The organism is Nocardioides sp. Leaf374 (assembly GCF_916862475.1).
Lineage (GTDB): Bacteria > Actinomycetota > Actinomycetes > Propionibacteriales > Nocardioidaceae > Nocardioides > Nocardioides kribbensis.
The window spans coordinates 18,385-33,122 of sequence record NZ_CAKASO010000010.1 but is presented as its reverse complement, the minus strand read 5'-3'; the positions used below and the strand labels follow the sequence as shown (position 1 = coordinate 33,122).

General features: G+C 74.6%; 10 protein-coding genes and 1 tRNA gene. 7 read left to right on the top strand and 4 right to left on the bottom strand.

Translation table 11 applies throughout. The features are described from left to right. Window positions 1–127 precede the first annotated feature (127 nt). Window positions 128–211, top strand: a tRNA-Leu gene (locus tag LPA27_RS06890). 376 nt (window positions 212–587) lie between these two features. Here LPA27_RS06890 and LPA27_RS19245 read toward each other — a convergent pair. Both LPA27_RS19245 and LPA27_RS06875 read right to left on the bottom strand, forming a co-directional pair. Next, window positions 588–2,252 (bottom strand): alpha/beta hydrolase, encoded by a 1,665-nt coding sequence (locus tag LPA27_RS19245; protein ID WP_267477189.1) that lies wholly within the window; start codon window positions 2,250–2,252, stop codon window positions 588–590. Between the two features lie 149 nt (window positions 2,253–2,401). Further along, on the bottom strand, window positions 2,402–2,803 hold the full coding sequence (locus LPA27_RS06875; RefSeq protein WP_228941968.1) for a MarR family winged helix-turn-helix transcriptional regulator: 402 nt from the start codon (window positions 2,801–2,803) through the stop codon (window positions 2,402–2,404). A gap of 146 nt (window positions 2,804–2,949) precedes the next feature. Between LPA27_RS06875 and LPA27_RS06870 the strand changes: the two genes are divergently transcribed. The 3 genes from LPA27_RS06870 to LPA27_RS06860 are packed head-to-tail and all read left to right on the top strand — an operon-like array spanning window position 2,950 to window position 7,697. After that, entirely contained in the window at window positions 2,950–5,034 is a 2,085-nt protein-coding gene (locus tag LPA27_RS06870) for an MMPL family transporter (RefSeq protein ID WP_228941967.1), read from the top strand. Window positions 5,035–5,091: 57 nt separating this feature from the next. After that, window positions 5,092–6,420 (top strand): AI-2E family transporter, encoded by a 1,329-nt coding sequence (locus LPA27_RS06865; protein ID WP_200919179.1) that lies wholly within the window; start codon window positions 5,092–5,094, stop codon window positions 6,418–6,420. Window positions 6,421–6,425: 5 nt separating this feature from the next. Next, window positions 6,426–7,697 carry an MFS transporter gene (locus LPA27_RS06860; protein WP_228941966.1) on the top strand — a complete coding sequence of 424 codons (1,272 nt, stop codon included), beginning with the start codon at window positions 6,426–6,428 and terminating at the stop codon, window positions 7,695–7,697. On the opposite strand, the gene tpx is transcribed toward LPA27_RS06860, so the two are convergent. Then, complete coding sequence (tpx, locus tag LPA27_RS06855; protein WP_228941965.1) at window positions 7,667–8,161, bottom strand: thiol peroxidase; 495 nt, start codon at window positions 8,159–8,161, stop codon at window positions 7,667–7,669. The two genes, LPA27_RS06860 and tpx, sit on opposite strands and share 31 nt — an antisense overlap. Before the next feature lie 160 nt (window positions 8,162–8,321). On the opposite strand from tpx, the gene LPA27_RS06850 reads away from it, so the two are divergent. Continuing rightward, the gene (locus LPA27_RS06850) at window positions 8,322–9,221 is read left to right on the top strand and encodes a pyruvate, water dikinase regulatory protein (protein ID WP_056865134.1); all 900 of its coding nucleotides are present in this window, start codon (window positions 8,322–8,324) and stop codon (window positions 9,219–9,221) included. Continuing rightward, on the top strand, window positions 9,218–11,692 hold the full coding sequence (gene ppsA, locus LPA27_RS06845) for a phosphoenolpyruvate synthase (RefSeq protein WP_228941964.1): 2,475 nt from the start codon (window positions 9,218–9,220) through the stop codon (window positions 11,690–11,692). The genes LPA27_RS06850 and ppsA overlap by 4 nt, the downstream gene beginning before the upstream one ends. A gap of 50 nt (window positions 11,693–11,742) precedes the next feature. On the opposite strand, the gene LPA27_RS06840 is transcribed toward ppsA, so the two are convergent. After that, on the bottom strand, window positions 11,743–13,062 hold the full coding sequence (locus LPA27_RS06840; protein WP_228941963.1) for an ROK family transcriptional regulator: 1,320 nt from the start codon (window positions 13,060–13,062) through the stop codon (window positions 11,743–11,745). An 83-nt stretch (window positions 13,063–13,145) separates the two neighbouring features. On the opposite strand from LPA27_RS06840, the gene zwf reads away from it, so the two are divergent. Next, on the top strand, window positions 13,146–14,732 hold the full coding sequence (gene zwf / locus LPA27_RS06835; protein WP_228941962.1) for a glucose-6-phosphate dehydrogenase: 1,587 nt from the start codon (window positions 13,146–13,148) through the stop codon (window positions 14,730–14,732). The last annotated feature ends 6 nt before the right edge of the window (window positions 14,733–14,738 follow it).

The window sequence follows — 14,738 nt, the reverse complement described above, 5'->3', positions numbered from 1 at the left end:
ACCCGGTGTGTGCCCGGGTTGCCGACGATCGTAACGGGACGGGGCCGTGCGGCTGGTCACCCCGAGCGGGGGGTCGGCCCGGGTTTGGGGATGGCCTCGCGTCTGGGATACCGTGCAGTCGCTTCACGCGCGAGTGGCGGAATAGGCAGACGCGCACGGTTCAGGTCCGTGTGTCCGAAAGGACGTGGGGGTTCAACTCCCCCCTCGCGCACGTGGACCCGAGGACAGCTCCTCGGGACAGCACGACGACGGAAGGCCGGATCACCTCAGGGTGGTCCGGCCTTCTGCTGTTCCCGGCCCCTCGCCGACGCAGGGGGCGGCGGTCGGGGCGACGGTCGGGTGCCGGTAAATGCGACCCGCCCCCGAGGGCCGGTGCGTGACCGGGTCGGGGGCGGGGAGCGCTTGTTCTGGGTGCCTGACACCTTGATGCCCGGGCCCGTACTCGTTGAAACTCGAAAGATGCAGATTTTTTTCGAGGTTCTGTTGAGGTCCCGTGTGCGGCGGTCGCGGACGGGCCGGATCGGGCCCGTCCGCGACCTCTCACGCGGGGGAGTGCAGACGTCCGGGGGTGCCCCTCTCAGGACGGCTCACCCGAAGGGACCGACCCCCGAGCAGGTCCGGTCGGCCGCCGGGGCGAGGCCCGAGACCAGGAAGTCCGACACCGCGCGGGTGGCGCAGCGGTTGGTGCCCGTGGCGACGTGGCCGTAGGCCTGGGCGGTGACCAGGCGGGCGCCCGTCTCCCCCTGCAGCGCCAGGGCGCCGGTGAGCGGGGTGGCGGGGTCGTAGCGGTTGTTGACGATGAGCATCCGGTCGGCGGCGTCGGTGGCGAAGGGGCCGCGGTAGGCGTCGTCGCCCGAGCCGGGCCAGTCCACGCACGCCGAGGAGGACCAGGTCCACAGCGGGCCGAAGTCGGGCGCGGCGGCGTCGGCGGTGTCGGCGGCGGTGGGCCAGACGTCGGTGGAGGACGGGTTGACGCTGTCGGAGCAGAGCACGCCGTGGAAGGCGCCGCTGATCGCGATCCGCGCCCGCGCCGACGTGCCGGGGGCGGAGGGCGTCGAGCCGGTGCGGGCGAGCACGGTCTCGTCGGGGCCGGGGAAGGGCAGGGCGTCGACGGTGCGCGCGGCGGCGCGGCGTACGGCGGCGAGGTCGGCCACGGCCGCGCCGGTCCCGGCGCCGCGACCGCGGGCGTCCTGGGCGCGGATCGCGCGGCGGGCCTGGGCGGTCATCTGCGCGACGGTGGACAGGTCGCCGGCGTAGAGCAGGCCGAGGGTGGTGCCGACGAAGTCGTCGTAGCTCAGCCGGATCTCGCGGCCGAGGGCGCGGTCGTCCTGGAGCCGGCCGGCCACGGTGTCCCAGGCGCCGAGGGCGTCGCCGGCCACGGGGCAGGCGGGGCGCCCGGCCGCGTCGCACGCGGCGAGGCCCGCCACGAGGGCCTCGCGGGAGCCTTCCCCGCTGCCGAGGCGGGTGGTGACGGGCACGGTGGTGCCGGTGCCGTCGCGCCCGCTGGTCCACTCGACGGGGTCGAGGACGCCGTCGACGACGAGCGCGCGCACCGAGGAGGGGAAGAGCGCGGCGTAGGTGGAGCCGAGCATGCTGCCGTAGGAGGCACCGAAGTAGCTGACGGTGTCCTCGCGCAGGGCCTGGCGCACGTGGTCCATGTCGCGGGCGACGTCGGCGGTGCTCATGTGGTCGAGGATCCGGCGGCCCTCGCACAGCCGCCGCTCCTGCGCGTCGAAGGCCAGCCAGCGGTCGATCTGGGGCGACGTGCGGGGGTAGGCCTGGCGGGGGTACCCGACCTGGCCCCGGCCCTCGCAGAGCAGGTCGGCCGTGCCGCCCACGCCGCGCGGGTCGATGCCGACGATGTCGAAGCGGTTGCGGACCGTCGAGCCGAGGAACTGCCCGGCGTAGGTGGCGAACTCGGTGGCCGAGCCGCCGGGGCCGCCGGGGTTGACGAAGAGGGTGCCGATGCGGCGCGACGGCTTGCGGGCCGGGACCTTGAGCACGGCGAGGCTGACCGTGGCGCCGTCGGGGGCGTCGTAGTCGAGGGGAGCGGGCACGCGGGCGCAGCGGAAGCGGCCGCAGTCGCGGAAGCGCACGCGCGGCACGGCGCGGTCGGAGGCGGGGGTGTCGGCGACGCGCACGGTCGCGGCCGGGGTCGTGGTCGCGGGGTCCGCGCTCGGGGCGGCGGCTGCGCCGCCGGGGGCGGAGGCGAGTCCGAGGGCCAGCACGGCGGCGAGGCCGGCGGCGAGCACCGCGGGGAGGGGTCGGGGGCCTGAGAGGTGTCTTGTCCTGCGCACCTCCGCCATCCTGCTGCCCGGCGACCGGCCTGGCAACAGGCGCCCGGGTCGCGGGTGGGGCCGGGTGACGCTCGGCCGGTGGTCAGGCGGTGGTCAGGCGGTGGTCACGTGGTGGGGCGCGGCGCGGGAGGAGGGCCGGTGACGGTCTCGAAGGCGGCGGCGGCGCCGCGCAGGTAGCGGGCGACGACGGCGCGCTCGGTGTCGTCGAGGTCGGCGTCGAGGGCCCGCAGCGCCTCGAACATCGGCATCAGGTGGCCCAGGATCTCGGCGCGCCCGGAGTCGGTGAGGGTGACGACCGTGCGCCGGCGGTCCTCGGCGTGGGGCTCGCGCTGCACGTGGCCCTTGGTCTGGAGCCGGTCGACGACGCCGGTGGACGCCGCGGTGCTGACCTCGAGGAGCCGGGCCAGCTCGGCCGGGCCCATCGGCTCGCGCACGAGGTGCTCGAGGGCGGAGAGCTCGGAGTCGCTGACCCGCGAGCGGCGGGCCAGCTCGTGGCGCACCCGCACGGCGCGGTCGACGACGTCGCGCAGCAGCTGGGCCGAGAGGGGACCCTCGGGCGGGGTGGGGGCCTCGGAGATTTTGTTTCACCAACTTAGTGACTAAGGTTCCGAACCAACGCCCGCAAGCCTACGTCGAGCCCCAGGAGCCTGCCATGTCGTCCTCGCTGAGCGACCGCGTGACCGGGGTGGTCACCGGCCGTCGCACCGCCGCCCTGGTGGCCCTCGTGCCCCTCCTGCTCGCCGTGCTCGCGATCCTCTTCGTGGGCGAGGGCGAGCGCGAGGCCCGCAGCACCGACAGCGTGCCGGCCGGTCTCGACAGCACCCAGGGCACCGAGCTGCGCGACGCCCTGCCCGAGGACGACTCCAGTGCGGCCGTGGTCGTGCTGACCGCCGACGAGGGCACCTTCGACGACGCGACCGTGCGCGAGCTCGGCCGGCTGGGCGAGCAGGTCGGCGGCGTGGCCACCGGCCCCGACGGCCCGGTCACCGTGGCCGAGGACGGCACCGCGGCGATCGTGGTCGTGCCGGTGGCGGCGGGCTCGGCCACCGACACCGCCGACGCCGTGACCGAGCTGCGCGATCGGCTCGACGAGGGCGTGCCCGCCGGGGTGACGGCCCAGGTCACCGGGCCCGCCGCGATCCAGGCCGACCTGGCCGCGGTCTTCGACGGCGCCGACTTCCGCCTGCTCGGCGCCACCGCCGCGGTCGTGGCGATCCTGCTGATCCTCACCTACCGCAGCCCCGTGCTGTGGCTGGTGCCGCTGACCGTCGTCGGCGTCGCCGACCGCCTGGCCGCGGTGGCCTCGACGCAGGCGATGGCCGGTCTGGGCGTGGCCTGGGACGAGTCGACCGTCGGCATCCTCTCGGTGCTGGTCTTCGGCGCCGGCACCGACTACGCGTTGCTGCTGATCTCGCGCTACCGCGACGAGCTGCGCCACGAGGAGTCGCGGCACCGGGCGATGGCCACGGCGCTGCGGCGTACGGCGGAGGCCGTGCTGTCGAGCTCGGTGACGGTGGTGCTCGGCCTGCTGACCCTGCTGCTCTCCCTCGTGCCGACCACCCGGGGCCTCGGGCTGGCCTGCGCCATCGGCGTGGTGATCGCCGCGACCTTCGCGCTCGTGGTGCTGCCGGCCGCGCTGGTGTGCTTCGGGCGCTGGGTCTTCTGGCCGCGCGTGCCCCGCGTCGGCGAGGCCCCGCTGGCCGAGAGCGACTCGCTGTGGCACAAGGTCGGCGTGCAGGTGGCCCGCCGCCCCGCCGCCTTCGTGGCCGGGACCCTCGTGCTCCTCGCGGTGCTCGCCGTCGGGCTCTTCCGCATCGACACCGGCCTCGACCAGGCCGAGCAGTTCCTGGAAGAGCCCGAGGCCATCGCGGCCTCGACCCGGCTCGGGGAGTCCTTCCCCGCGGGTGTCTCCGACCCCACCCAGGTGCTGACCCGCGCCGACGGCGAGGAGGTGCTGGCCGCCGTCGAGGGCAGCGCCGGCGTGGCCAGCGCCAGCATCGGTGCCAGCGGCGCCGGCATCACCCAGGTCGACGCCGTGCTCGACGCCGCCCCCGGCAGCACGCAGGCCGCCGACGCGATCGAGACCCTGCGCGAGGACCTCGAGGGCTTCGACGACACCCACGTGACCGGCAGCGAGGCCCAGGCCCTCGACGCCGGGGAGGGCGCCGCCCGCGACCGGCTGCTGATCCTGCCGATCATCCTGCTGCTCGTGCTCGGCGCGCTGCTGCTCCTGCTGCGCTCGGTGGTCGCGCCGCTGCTGCTGGTGGCCACCGTGGTGGCGACCTACGCCGCCAGCCTCGGCGCCTCGTGGTGGCTGTTCACCCAGGTGCTGGGCTTCAGCGCCCTCGACAGCGGCGTGCCGCTGCTGGCCTTCCTCTTCCTGGTGGCCCTGGGCGTGGACTACAACATCTTCCTCGTCACCCGCGCCCGCGAGGAGGCCGCGGCCCACGGCTCGCGCGAGGGCATGCTGCGGGCGCTGACCGCCACCGGCGGGGTGATCACCAGCGCGGGCATCCTGCTCGCCGCGGTCTTCGCGGTGCTCGGCGTGCTGCCGCTGGTGGTGCTCGCGCAGCTCGGCACGATCATCTGCGTCGGCGTGCTGCTCGACACCCTCGTCGTGCGCACCGTGCTCGTGCCGGCGCTGGCCGTGCTGCTGGGCGACCGCTTCTGGTGGCCGCGCCGGGTGGGCGGCGACGCGGGGCCGCAGCACGCGGCGCGGCCCGCCCGCACGGTCTAGACGCTCCCCCCACGCGGTGTAGGCCCGGGGGCCCGAGCGCTGACAGGATGGCCGATCGTGACCTCCTCCTCCGAGCAGACCCCCGCCGCGCGCCACCCGGGCGCGGCCACCCGCGAGCAGGAGATCGGGCGCGGCGTCCACTGGCTCTCGCGCTGGACGCTGCGCTGGCTGGTGATCGTGGTCGGCGCCTACGTGCTGGGCGAGGCCGTGCAGTACCTGTGGAGCATCCTGCTGCCGATCATCCTCGCGCTGATCGTCACCACCGTGCTCGCCCCGGCGGCGCACTGGCTGCAGCGGCGCACGCCGGTGCCGGGGGGCCTGGCCGCCGGCCTCGTCATCATCGGTGCCCTCGCGGTGGTGGCCGGCGTGGTCACCTTCATCGCCCCCTCGGTGGGCTCGCAGGTCGCCGACATCGCCGACAGCGCCTCGAAGGGCCTGCTCAAGCTGCGCGACCAGCTGCTGAGCAGCAGCCTGCCGGTGACCGAGGGCCAGCTCGACGACGCCGTGGCCGCCGCCCAGTCGCAGCTGCAGTCGAGCGCCAGCTCGATCGCCTCGGGCCTGCTGGTCGGGGTCAGCGCGGTCACCAACGCGCTGGTCAACCTCGTGCTGACCCTCGTGCTCACCTTCTTCTTCATCAAGGACGGCCACCGCTTCCTGCCGTGGCTGACCCACGTTTCCGGCGGCGGCGTCGGCTCCCACCTCTCCGAGGTGCTGCGCCGCGCCTGGTCGACCCTGGGCAGCTTCATCCGCACCCAGGCGCTGGTCGGCCTCATCGACGCCGTGCTCATCGGCCTCGGCCTGGTGATCGTGGGCGTGCCGCTGGCCGGGCCGCTGGCCGTGCTCACCTTCGTGGCCGCCTTCGCGCCCATCGTCGGCGCCATCACCATCGGCGCCGTCGCGGTGCTGGTCGCGCTGGTGGCCAACGGCTGGGTCGCCGCCGTGATCGTGCTGCTCATCGTGCTCGCCGTGCAGCAGCTCGAGGGCAACGTGCTGCTGCCGTGGCTGCAGGGCAAGAGCCTGCGCCTGCACGCCGGCGTCGTGCTGCTCTCCATCGTGCTCGGCTCGACCCTCTTCGGCGTCGCCGGCGCCTTCCTCTCCGTGCCGGTCGTGGCGGTGGTGGCCGTCGTGCTGCGCTACCTCGACGAGCTGCTGCTGGCCCGCACCGGCCAGGGCCCCGCGCCCCACCGCGGCTCCGACGCCGAGCTGGCCGAGCAGGGCGACGCCGAGCGGGCCGAGATGGACCGCCACGACGACGCGCTGCGCCGCGGCGAGGTCGACGCCGACGAGCTGCGCGCCCGCGCCCACGAGCGCGGTCCCGGCCAGGGTCCTGCCGACGACACGGGCGACGACACCGGCGACGACACCCGGCCGCTGCGCGGCCACTGACCCGGGTGCCCCCCGCCACGACCACGGACGCCGGGCCGCGCAGCTCGCCGGCCTGGGCGCTGGCGGTGGTGGCGGCGAGCACGCTGCTGACGATGGGCGTGTGGTTCTCCGCCACCGCCGTCGTGCCGCGCCTCGAGGTCGCCTGGGGGCTGAGCAGCGGGGGCGCCGCGGCGCTGACCATCGCGGTGCAGGTCGGCTTCGTGCTCGGCGCGGTCGGCTCGGCCGTGCTGGGGCTGGCCGACGCGCTGCCGGGCCGGGCCCTCATGGCCGCCGGGGCGCTCGGCGCGGCCGCCTGCACCGCAGGGCTGCTCCTCGCCGACGGCCTCGCGCTCGCCGTGCCGCTGCGGCTGCTCACCGGGGTCTGCCTGGCGCTCTTCTACCCCGTGGCGCTCAAGGAGGTCTCGGCGTGGTTCCTGCGCGGGCGGGGGGTCGCGCTGGGGCTGATGATCGGTGCGCTCACCCTCGGCTCGGCCCTGCCCCACCTGGTGGGCGGCCTCGCCGGTGGTGGTGGCGGCGCCGAGGCCGCGGGGCCAGACTGGCGGGTCGTCGTGGGCGTCACCAGCGTGCTGGCGGTGGCGGGCGGCCTGCTGCTCGCCGCGGTGCGGGGGGAGGGGCCGCACGCGGTGGCCCGCGGCCCGGTCAGTCTCGGCGCCGGCTTCCGGGCGCTGTCGCGCCGCGACGTGCTGCTGGCCGACCTGGGCTACGTCGGGCACATGTGGGAGCTCTACGCCATGTGGGCCGGCGTCGGCGCCTTCCTGCTGGCGCTGCCGCAGGTCGCCGCCCGCCCCGACGCGGCGGCGTACGCCGGGGTGCTGGCCTTCGCCTGCATCGGGGTCGGCGCGCTGGGCTGCCTGCTCGGCGGCGTGCTCGGCGACCGGTGGGGCCGCCCGCGCGCGGCGCTGCTGAGCCTGGTCTGCTCCGGTGGCGCCGCGCTGGTGCTGGCCGCGAGCTACCCGGTCGCTCCGCTGGGGGTGGTCGTGGCGCTCTGCGCCTTCTGGGGCTTCTGGGTGATCGCCGACTCCGCGCAGTTCTCCGCCATGGTCACCGAGAGCGCCCCGCCCGGCAGCGTGGGCGGCGCGCTCTCGGTGCAGCTCGCGCTGGGCTACGCCACCACCACGCTCACCCTGTGGCTGGTGCCGGCGCTGGTCGACGCGGTGTCGTGGCGCCTGGCGCTCGTGGTGCTGGCGCTGGGGCCCGCGGTCGGGGCGGCGGCCATGGTCGCGGCCGAGCGTGGCCGCGGGAGCGCTCAGCCCAGCGCGGCGACCGCGGCGTCGTAGTCGGGCTCCTGGCCGATCTCGGGCACCAGCTGCGAGTGCAGCACCGTGCCGTCGGCGTCGAGCACGACCACCGAGCGGGCCAGCAGGCCGGCGAAGCCGCCGTCGGCCAGCCGCACGCCGTAGTCGTCGCCGAAGGTGGAGCGGAAGCCCGAGGCCACGGTCACGGCCTCGATGCCCTCGGCGCCGCAGAAGCGCTTGAGCGCGAAGGGCAGGTCCTGCGAGACGCACACGACCTCGGTGTCGGCCAGGTCGGCGGCCCGGGCGTTGAACTCGCGGACGCTGGCCGCGCACACGCCGGTGTCGACGCTGGGGAAGATGTTGAGCACCGTGCGCAGGCCCGGGGTGCGGGTCACCTCCGACAGGTCGGAGCCGACGAGGCGGACCTCGGGAGCGGTGGCGCCGACGGCGGGCAGGTCGCCGACGGTCGTGCAGGGGGTGCCGCCCAGGGCGGTGGTCATGGTCATGGCCAAGGTCTAGCAGGTACGTCGAGCCCGCGGCCCGCGAGGCCGGGTGGGGCCGCGCCGGCACCGTCCGTGGTGGCGGACGTCACCTGCGTCCGGGCACGGTGCGCGGTAGCCTCCCGAGCACCGCGCCGCACGGGGCGGGAGCCGCTGGAGGGCCCACATGTCGCAGACCGACCCGATCCCGGAGGAGGCGCGTCCCGGGGCCGACGACGTGGTGCCGGTCTTCTTCCTCTCCGACTCCACCGGCATCAGCGCGGAGACGATGGGCAACGCCCTGCTGCTGCAGTTCCCCGACCGCACCTTCGACCGCACGGTCATCCCCTTCATCTCCACCGTCGCCGACGCGCAGGAGGTGGTGGCGGCCCTCGACACCCTGCTCGACCACGGCCAGGCCCCGCTGGCCTTCGTGACCGCGGCCAACGACGAGGTGCGCGCGGAGCTGCTGCGCACCCGTGCCCCGGTGATCGACTTCTTCGGCGTCCACATCGAGCAGGTCGAGGGGCTGCTGGGCCAGCGCGGCGTGCGCCAGCCGCTGCGCCTGCACGGCGTGGGCGACGTGCACCGCTACAACGAGCGGATGGCCGCGGTGGAGTTCACCATCGAGCACGACGACGGGCAGAGCCTGCGCGCGCTGGACAAGGCCGACGTGATCCTGCTGGCGCCCTCGCGGTGCGGCAAGACCCCCACCAGCATGTACCTCGCGCTCCAGCACGGCCTCTTTGTGGCCAACTACCCGCTGGTCGACGAGGACCTCGAGCGCAGCCACCTTCCCGAGCCGGTGCAGCAGTACCAGGAGCGGTGCTTCGGTCTCACCACCACCGTCGACCGGCTCAGCCGCGTGCGCAACGAGCGCCGGCCGGGGTCGCGCTACTCCTCGGCCGAGCAGTGCCGCTGGGAGCTGCGCCGCGCCACCGACCTCTTCAACGCCCACCGGGTCCCGACGATCGACTCCTCCGCGAAGTCGGTCGAGGAGATCTCGGCCCTCATCATCCAGTCCCTGCGCCGCGAGCAGTCCCGGCGAGGCGAGCAGACCCGTCGAGAGAGAGGCACCACCCCATGACCGAGACCTCCACCCCCAGCCCGGCCGGCGAGCAGCCGGCGGGCGGGTCCACCGTCAACGTGCGGTGGTTCTCCGACCTCGGCATGGGCGACATCGAGCAGGTCGGCGGCAAGAACGCCTCCCTCGGCGAGATGGTCTCCCACCTCACCGACCTCGGCGTGCGCGTGCCCGACGGCTTCGCCACCACCTCCGAGGCCTTCCACCACTTCATCGGCGACACCGGCCTGAAGGAGCGCATCAGCGGGCTGCTGCGCGACCTCGACACCGACGACGTGCGGCGCCTGGCCGAGGTCGGCCGCACCATCCGCGAGGAGGTCGTGGCCCAGCCCTTCCCGGCCGACCTCGAGGCCGACGTGCGCGCCGCCTACGACCAGCTCGTCGCCGGCGCCGGCGGCTCCGACGCGGGCGCCGGGTCGGGGGAGCAGCCGTCGTTCGCCGTACGGTCCTCGGCGACCGCGGAGGACCTGCCCGACGCCTCCTTCGCCGGGCAGCAGGAGACCTTCCTCAACGTGCGCGGCATCGACGCGGTGCTGCTGTCGATCCGCGAGGTCTACGCCTCGCTCTACAACGACCGCGCCATCGCCTACCGCGTGCACCACGGCTTCGAGCACGACGCCGTGGCCCTCTCGGCCGGCGTGCAGCGCATGGTGCGCTCCGACATCGGCTCCTCGGGCGTCATGTTCACCATGGACACCGAGTCGGGCTTCGACGACGCCGTCTTCGTGACCTCGGCCTACGGGCTGGGCGAGGGCGTCGTGCAGGGCGCGGTCAACCCCGACGAGTTCTACGTCTACAAGCCCGCCCTGCGCGCGGGCCGGCCCGCGCTGCTCAAGCGCGGCATCGGCGGCAAGGCCACCAAGATGGTCTACACCGACGACCAGACCGTGGGCCGCACCACGGAGTTCGTCGAGGTCGACCCGGCCGAGAGCCGGCTCTTCAGCCTCACCGACGACGAGGTCGAGGAGCTGGCCCGTCACGCGCTGACCATCGAGGAGCACTACGGGCGCCCGATGGACATCGAGTGGGGCAAGGACGGCCTCGACGGGCTGCTCTATGTGCTCCAGGCCCGCCCCGAGACCGTGCAGTCGCGCCGCGGCGGCACGCTCGAGCGCTTCAAGATCGACGCCAAGGCCACCGCGGGCGCCGACGTCGTCGTCGAGGGCCGCGCCATCGGGCAGAAGATCGGCGCCGGCGCGGTGCGCGTGATGCGCTCCATCGACGACATGCACGAGTTCCACGAGGGCGAGGTGCTCGTCGCCGACATGACCGACCCCGACTGGGAGCCGATCATGAAGCGCGCCTCGGCCATCGTCACCAACCGCGGCGGGCGCACCTGCCACGCCGCGATCATCGCCCGCGAGCTCGGCATCCCCGCCGTCGTCGGCACCGGCAGCGGCACCCGCGACCTCGCCGACGGCCGCGAGGTCACCGTGTCGTGCGCCGAGGGCGACACCGGCCTGGTCTACGACGGCGTGCTCGACTTCAGCGTCGAGCGCACCGAGCTCGACTCGATGCCCGACGTGCCGGTGAAGATCATGATGAACGTCGGCACCCCCGAGCAGGCCTTCGCCTTCTCCCGGCTGCCGCACAAGGGCGTGGGACTGGCCCGCCTGGAGTTCGTGATCAACCGCCAGATCGGCATCCACCCCAAGGCGCTGCTCGACCTGGCCGCCGACCCCGACTCGCTGCCGGGCGACCTGCGCGCCGACATCGAGGAGACCATCGCGGCCTACGCCGGGCCGCGCGAGTTCTTCGTGCAGCGCGTCGCCGAGGGCATCGCCATGATCGCGGCGGCCTTCGCGCCCGAGCCGGTCATCGTGCGGATGAGCGACTTCAAGTCCAACGAGTACGCCAACCTCGTCGGCGGCACGCGCTACGAGCCGGAGGAGGAGAACCCGATGATCGGCTACCGCGGCGCGTCGCGGTACCTCTCGGCCGACTTCGCGGAGTGCTTCGCGATGGAGTGCGAGGCGCTGCGCCACGTGCGCGACGAGATGGGGCTGACCAACGTCAGGGTGATGATCCCCTTCGTGCGCACCGTCAAGGAGGCCGAGGGCGTGATCGCGCTGCTGGGCGAGCACGGTCTGCGCCGCGGCGAGAACGACCTGAAGGTCGTCATGATGTGCGAGGTGCCCTCCAACGCCGTGATCCCGGAGGCCTTCCTCGAGCACTTCGACGGCTTCTCGATCGGCTCCAACGACATGACCCAGCTGACCCTGGGCCTCGACCGCGACTCCGCGCTGGTCGCCGACGGCTTCGACGAGCGCGACCCGGCGGTGCTGCACATGCTGTCGTCGGCCATCGAGGCCTGCAAGCGCCAGGGCAAGTACGTCGGCATCTGCGGCCAGGGCCCCTCCGACCACCCCGACCTCGCCGACTGGCTGGTGGAGCAGGGCATCGAGTCGATGTCGCTCAACCCCGACACCGTCGTCGACACCTGGCTGCGGCTGGGGGGCGTCAGCGCCGGCTGAGCCGCGGCGCGGCCGGCCTGCGTCGGCCTCGGCCGGCGGCCCCCGTCTGCTCAGGCGCGCAGGTGCGCGTCGACGGCGGCGGGGGTGAGCGCGGCGTCGATGGCGAGGGCGGCGCAGCCGACCAGCCCGGCCGACTCGCCGTGGGCGGCGGGGGCGAAGCGGAGGTCGCGCACGACCGACGCGGCGGCGCGGGCGTAGACCGTCTCGCGGATGCCCGCGGTGTAGAGGTCGAAGGCCGCGCCCATGTCGCCGCCCACGACGACGAGGCCGGGGTGCAGGAGGTTGACCGCGGTGGCGAGCACCTCGCCGAGGTGGCGCCCGCTCTGGCGCAGCAGCTGCCGGGCGAGGGTGTCGCCGTCGAGGGCGAGCTGCACCAGGTCGCGCACGTGGCGTACGTCGTGGCCCTCGTCGACCATGGTGTTGACCAGCGCCCAGCCGCCGGCCAGCGACTCCAGGCAGCCGGTCGCTCCGCAGCGGCACAGCAGCCCGTCGGCGGCGTCGATGCGGGTGTGGCCCAGCTCGCCGGTGATGCCGCGGTGGGCGCCGAGCAGGCGGCCGTCGGCGACGACGCCGAGCCCGAGGCCGGTGGAGGCCTTGACGACCAGCACGTCGGCGGGCGGCACGACGCCGAAGAGCTCGGAGTGGGCGAGGGCGGCGGTGTCGTTGGCCAGGTGGAGCGGCGCGGGGCAGACCTCGGCGAGGTAGGGGCCCAGCGCGACGCCGTCCCAGCCGCCCATGACCGGGGCGTCGAGGCTCATCCGGGTCTCGGGGTCGACCGTGCCGGGCAGGCTCATCCCGATGCCGGCGACCGGCACCGTGGTGCCGGCGAGCAGCGCGGCGAGGCGGGCGGCGACGTCGGGCATCAGCACGCCGGGAGCGGTGCCGACGACGTGGTCGCGGGTGTCGCCGACGATCTCGCGCCCGGCGAGGTCGAAGAGCCCGAGCTGGCTGCGCGAGCGGCCCACGGCGATGCCGACGACCACCGCGGCGTCGACGTCGAGGCCGAGCGTGCCGGGCGGGCGGCCGCCGGTGGAGGTCGACCCGCCGCCCTCGACGAGCAGCCCGGCGTCGAGGAGGGCGTGCACGCGGGAGGTGACCGCGCTGCGCGAGAGCCCGGTGACGCGGGCGAGGTCGGAGCGGGTGGCGGCGCGACCGGTGCGCACGAGGTGGAGCAGCGCGCCGGCCGTCGTACCGGTGCCGCTGGTGCCGCCGGGTCCGGTGTCGGGGAGGGCCGCCGAGCCGGGCAGGGCCGAGGTCGCGGGGGTCGCGGGGGGCGTCGGGGCCGGAGCCTTCGTGGCCGGGACCGGGCCGCGCGCGCCGTCGGGCGGGGCGGGCCGGGAGCCCGGGCGCGAGGCGGTGCTGTCGGTCACGACGAGGAGTCAAGCACAGACTTTGTTCACAAAAAAGCGTAAGAGCGCTTGTATCGATCCAAAAGTCCTGCGACCGTAGAGGCATGGACCAGAAGCACCCCCCGCTCGGCGGCCATCCCAGCGGCCAGCCCAGCAGCCAGCCCGGCACCCCCGCCGGGGCGGCGGCCGCGCTGCCCGAGCACTGCGACTTCACCGTCTTCGGCGGCACGGGCGACCTCGCCTTCCGCAAGCTGCTGCCCGCGCTCTTCCACCGCGACCTCGAGGGCCAGCTGCCCGACGACTTCCGCATCATCGGCGTCTCGCGCAGCGACCTCGACACCGAGGGCTACCAGCAGCTCGTGCGCGAGGCCCTGCCCGGCCACGTCGACCCCGCCGGCCACGACCCGGCCACCTACGACGCCGCCCTCCAGCGCCTGGTCGGGCGCCTGCACCACCTCGTGCTCGACGCCGAGGAGCCCGACGACTGGCACCAGCTGCACGGCCTGCTCAAGGACCGCGGCCGCACCGAGGCCGTCGGCGGCCCCGACGAGGCCGTGCGCGTCTTCTACCTCGCGGTGGCACCGGCCCTCTTCGGGCCGATCTGCGCGCGCCTCGACGAGATCGGCGTGGTCGACCCGACCGCGCGCGTGGTGATGGAGAAGCCGATCGGGCGCGACCTGGCCTCGGCGCGCGCGGTCAACGACGCCGTCGGTGCGGTCTTCGACGAGTCGCAGATCTTCCGCATCGACCACTACCTGGGCAAGGAGAGCGTGCAGAACCTCCTGGTCACGCGCTTCGCCAACACCTTCCTCGAGCCGCTGTGGAACTCCCGGTGGGTCGACCACGTGCAGATCACCGTGGCCGAGTCACTCGGCGTCGGCGAGCGCGGGGGCTACTACGACGGCTCGGGCGCGCTGCGCGACATGGTGCAGAACCACCTGCTCCAGCTGCTCTGCCTCACCGCGATGGAGCCGCCGACCTACGTCGGGCGCGAGACCGTGCGCGACGAGAAGCTCAAGGTGCTCCAGGCGCTCAAGCCGATGGGTCCCCAGGACGTCGACCGCGACACCGTGCGCGGGCAGTACCGCCAGGGGCTCGTCGACGGCCAGGCGGTCGCGGCGTACTCCGACGACCTGGGGCGCGCCGGCTCCCCGACGGAGACCTTCGTGGCGCTCAAGGCCGAGGTGCAGAACTGGCGCTGGGCCGGCGTGCCGTTCTACCTGCGCACCGGCAAGCGGATGGACCGCCGCGTCTCGGAGATCGTCGTGGTCTTCAAGGAGCCGCCGCACGCGATGTTCCCCGGCAGCGAGGGCGCCACCACCGCCAACCGGCTCCACATCCTCGTGCAGCCCGACGAGGGCATGCGCCTGCACCTCACCGCGAAGGAGCCGGGCCCCGGCGGGATCCGGCTGCGGCCGGTGTCGCTGGACCTGTCGTACGCCACGACCTTCACGCAGCGCTCGCCCGACGCCTACGAGCGGCTGCTCATGGACGTCGTGCGCGGCAACCCCACCCACTTCATGCGTCGCGACGAGGTCGAGGCGGCCTGGTCGTGGGTGGAGCCGATCCTCGAGCGCTGGGACGAGCTCGGCGAGCGGCCCCTGCGCTACCCCGCCGGCACGACCGGCCCCACCGCCGCCGCGATGCTCCTCGAGCGCGACGGCCGAGCCTGGCAGGAGACCGACCAGTGAGCACCC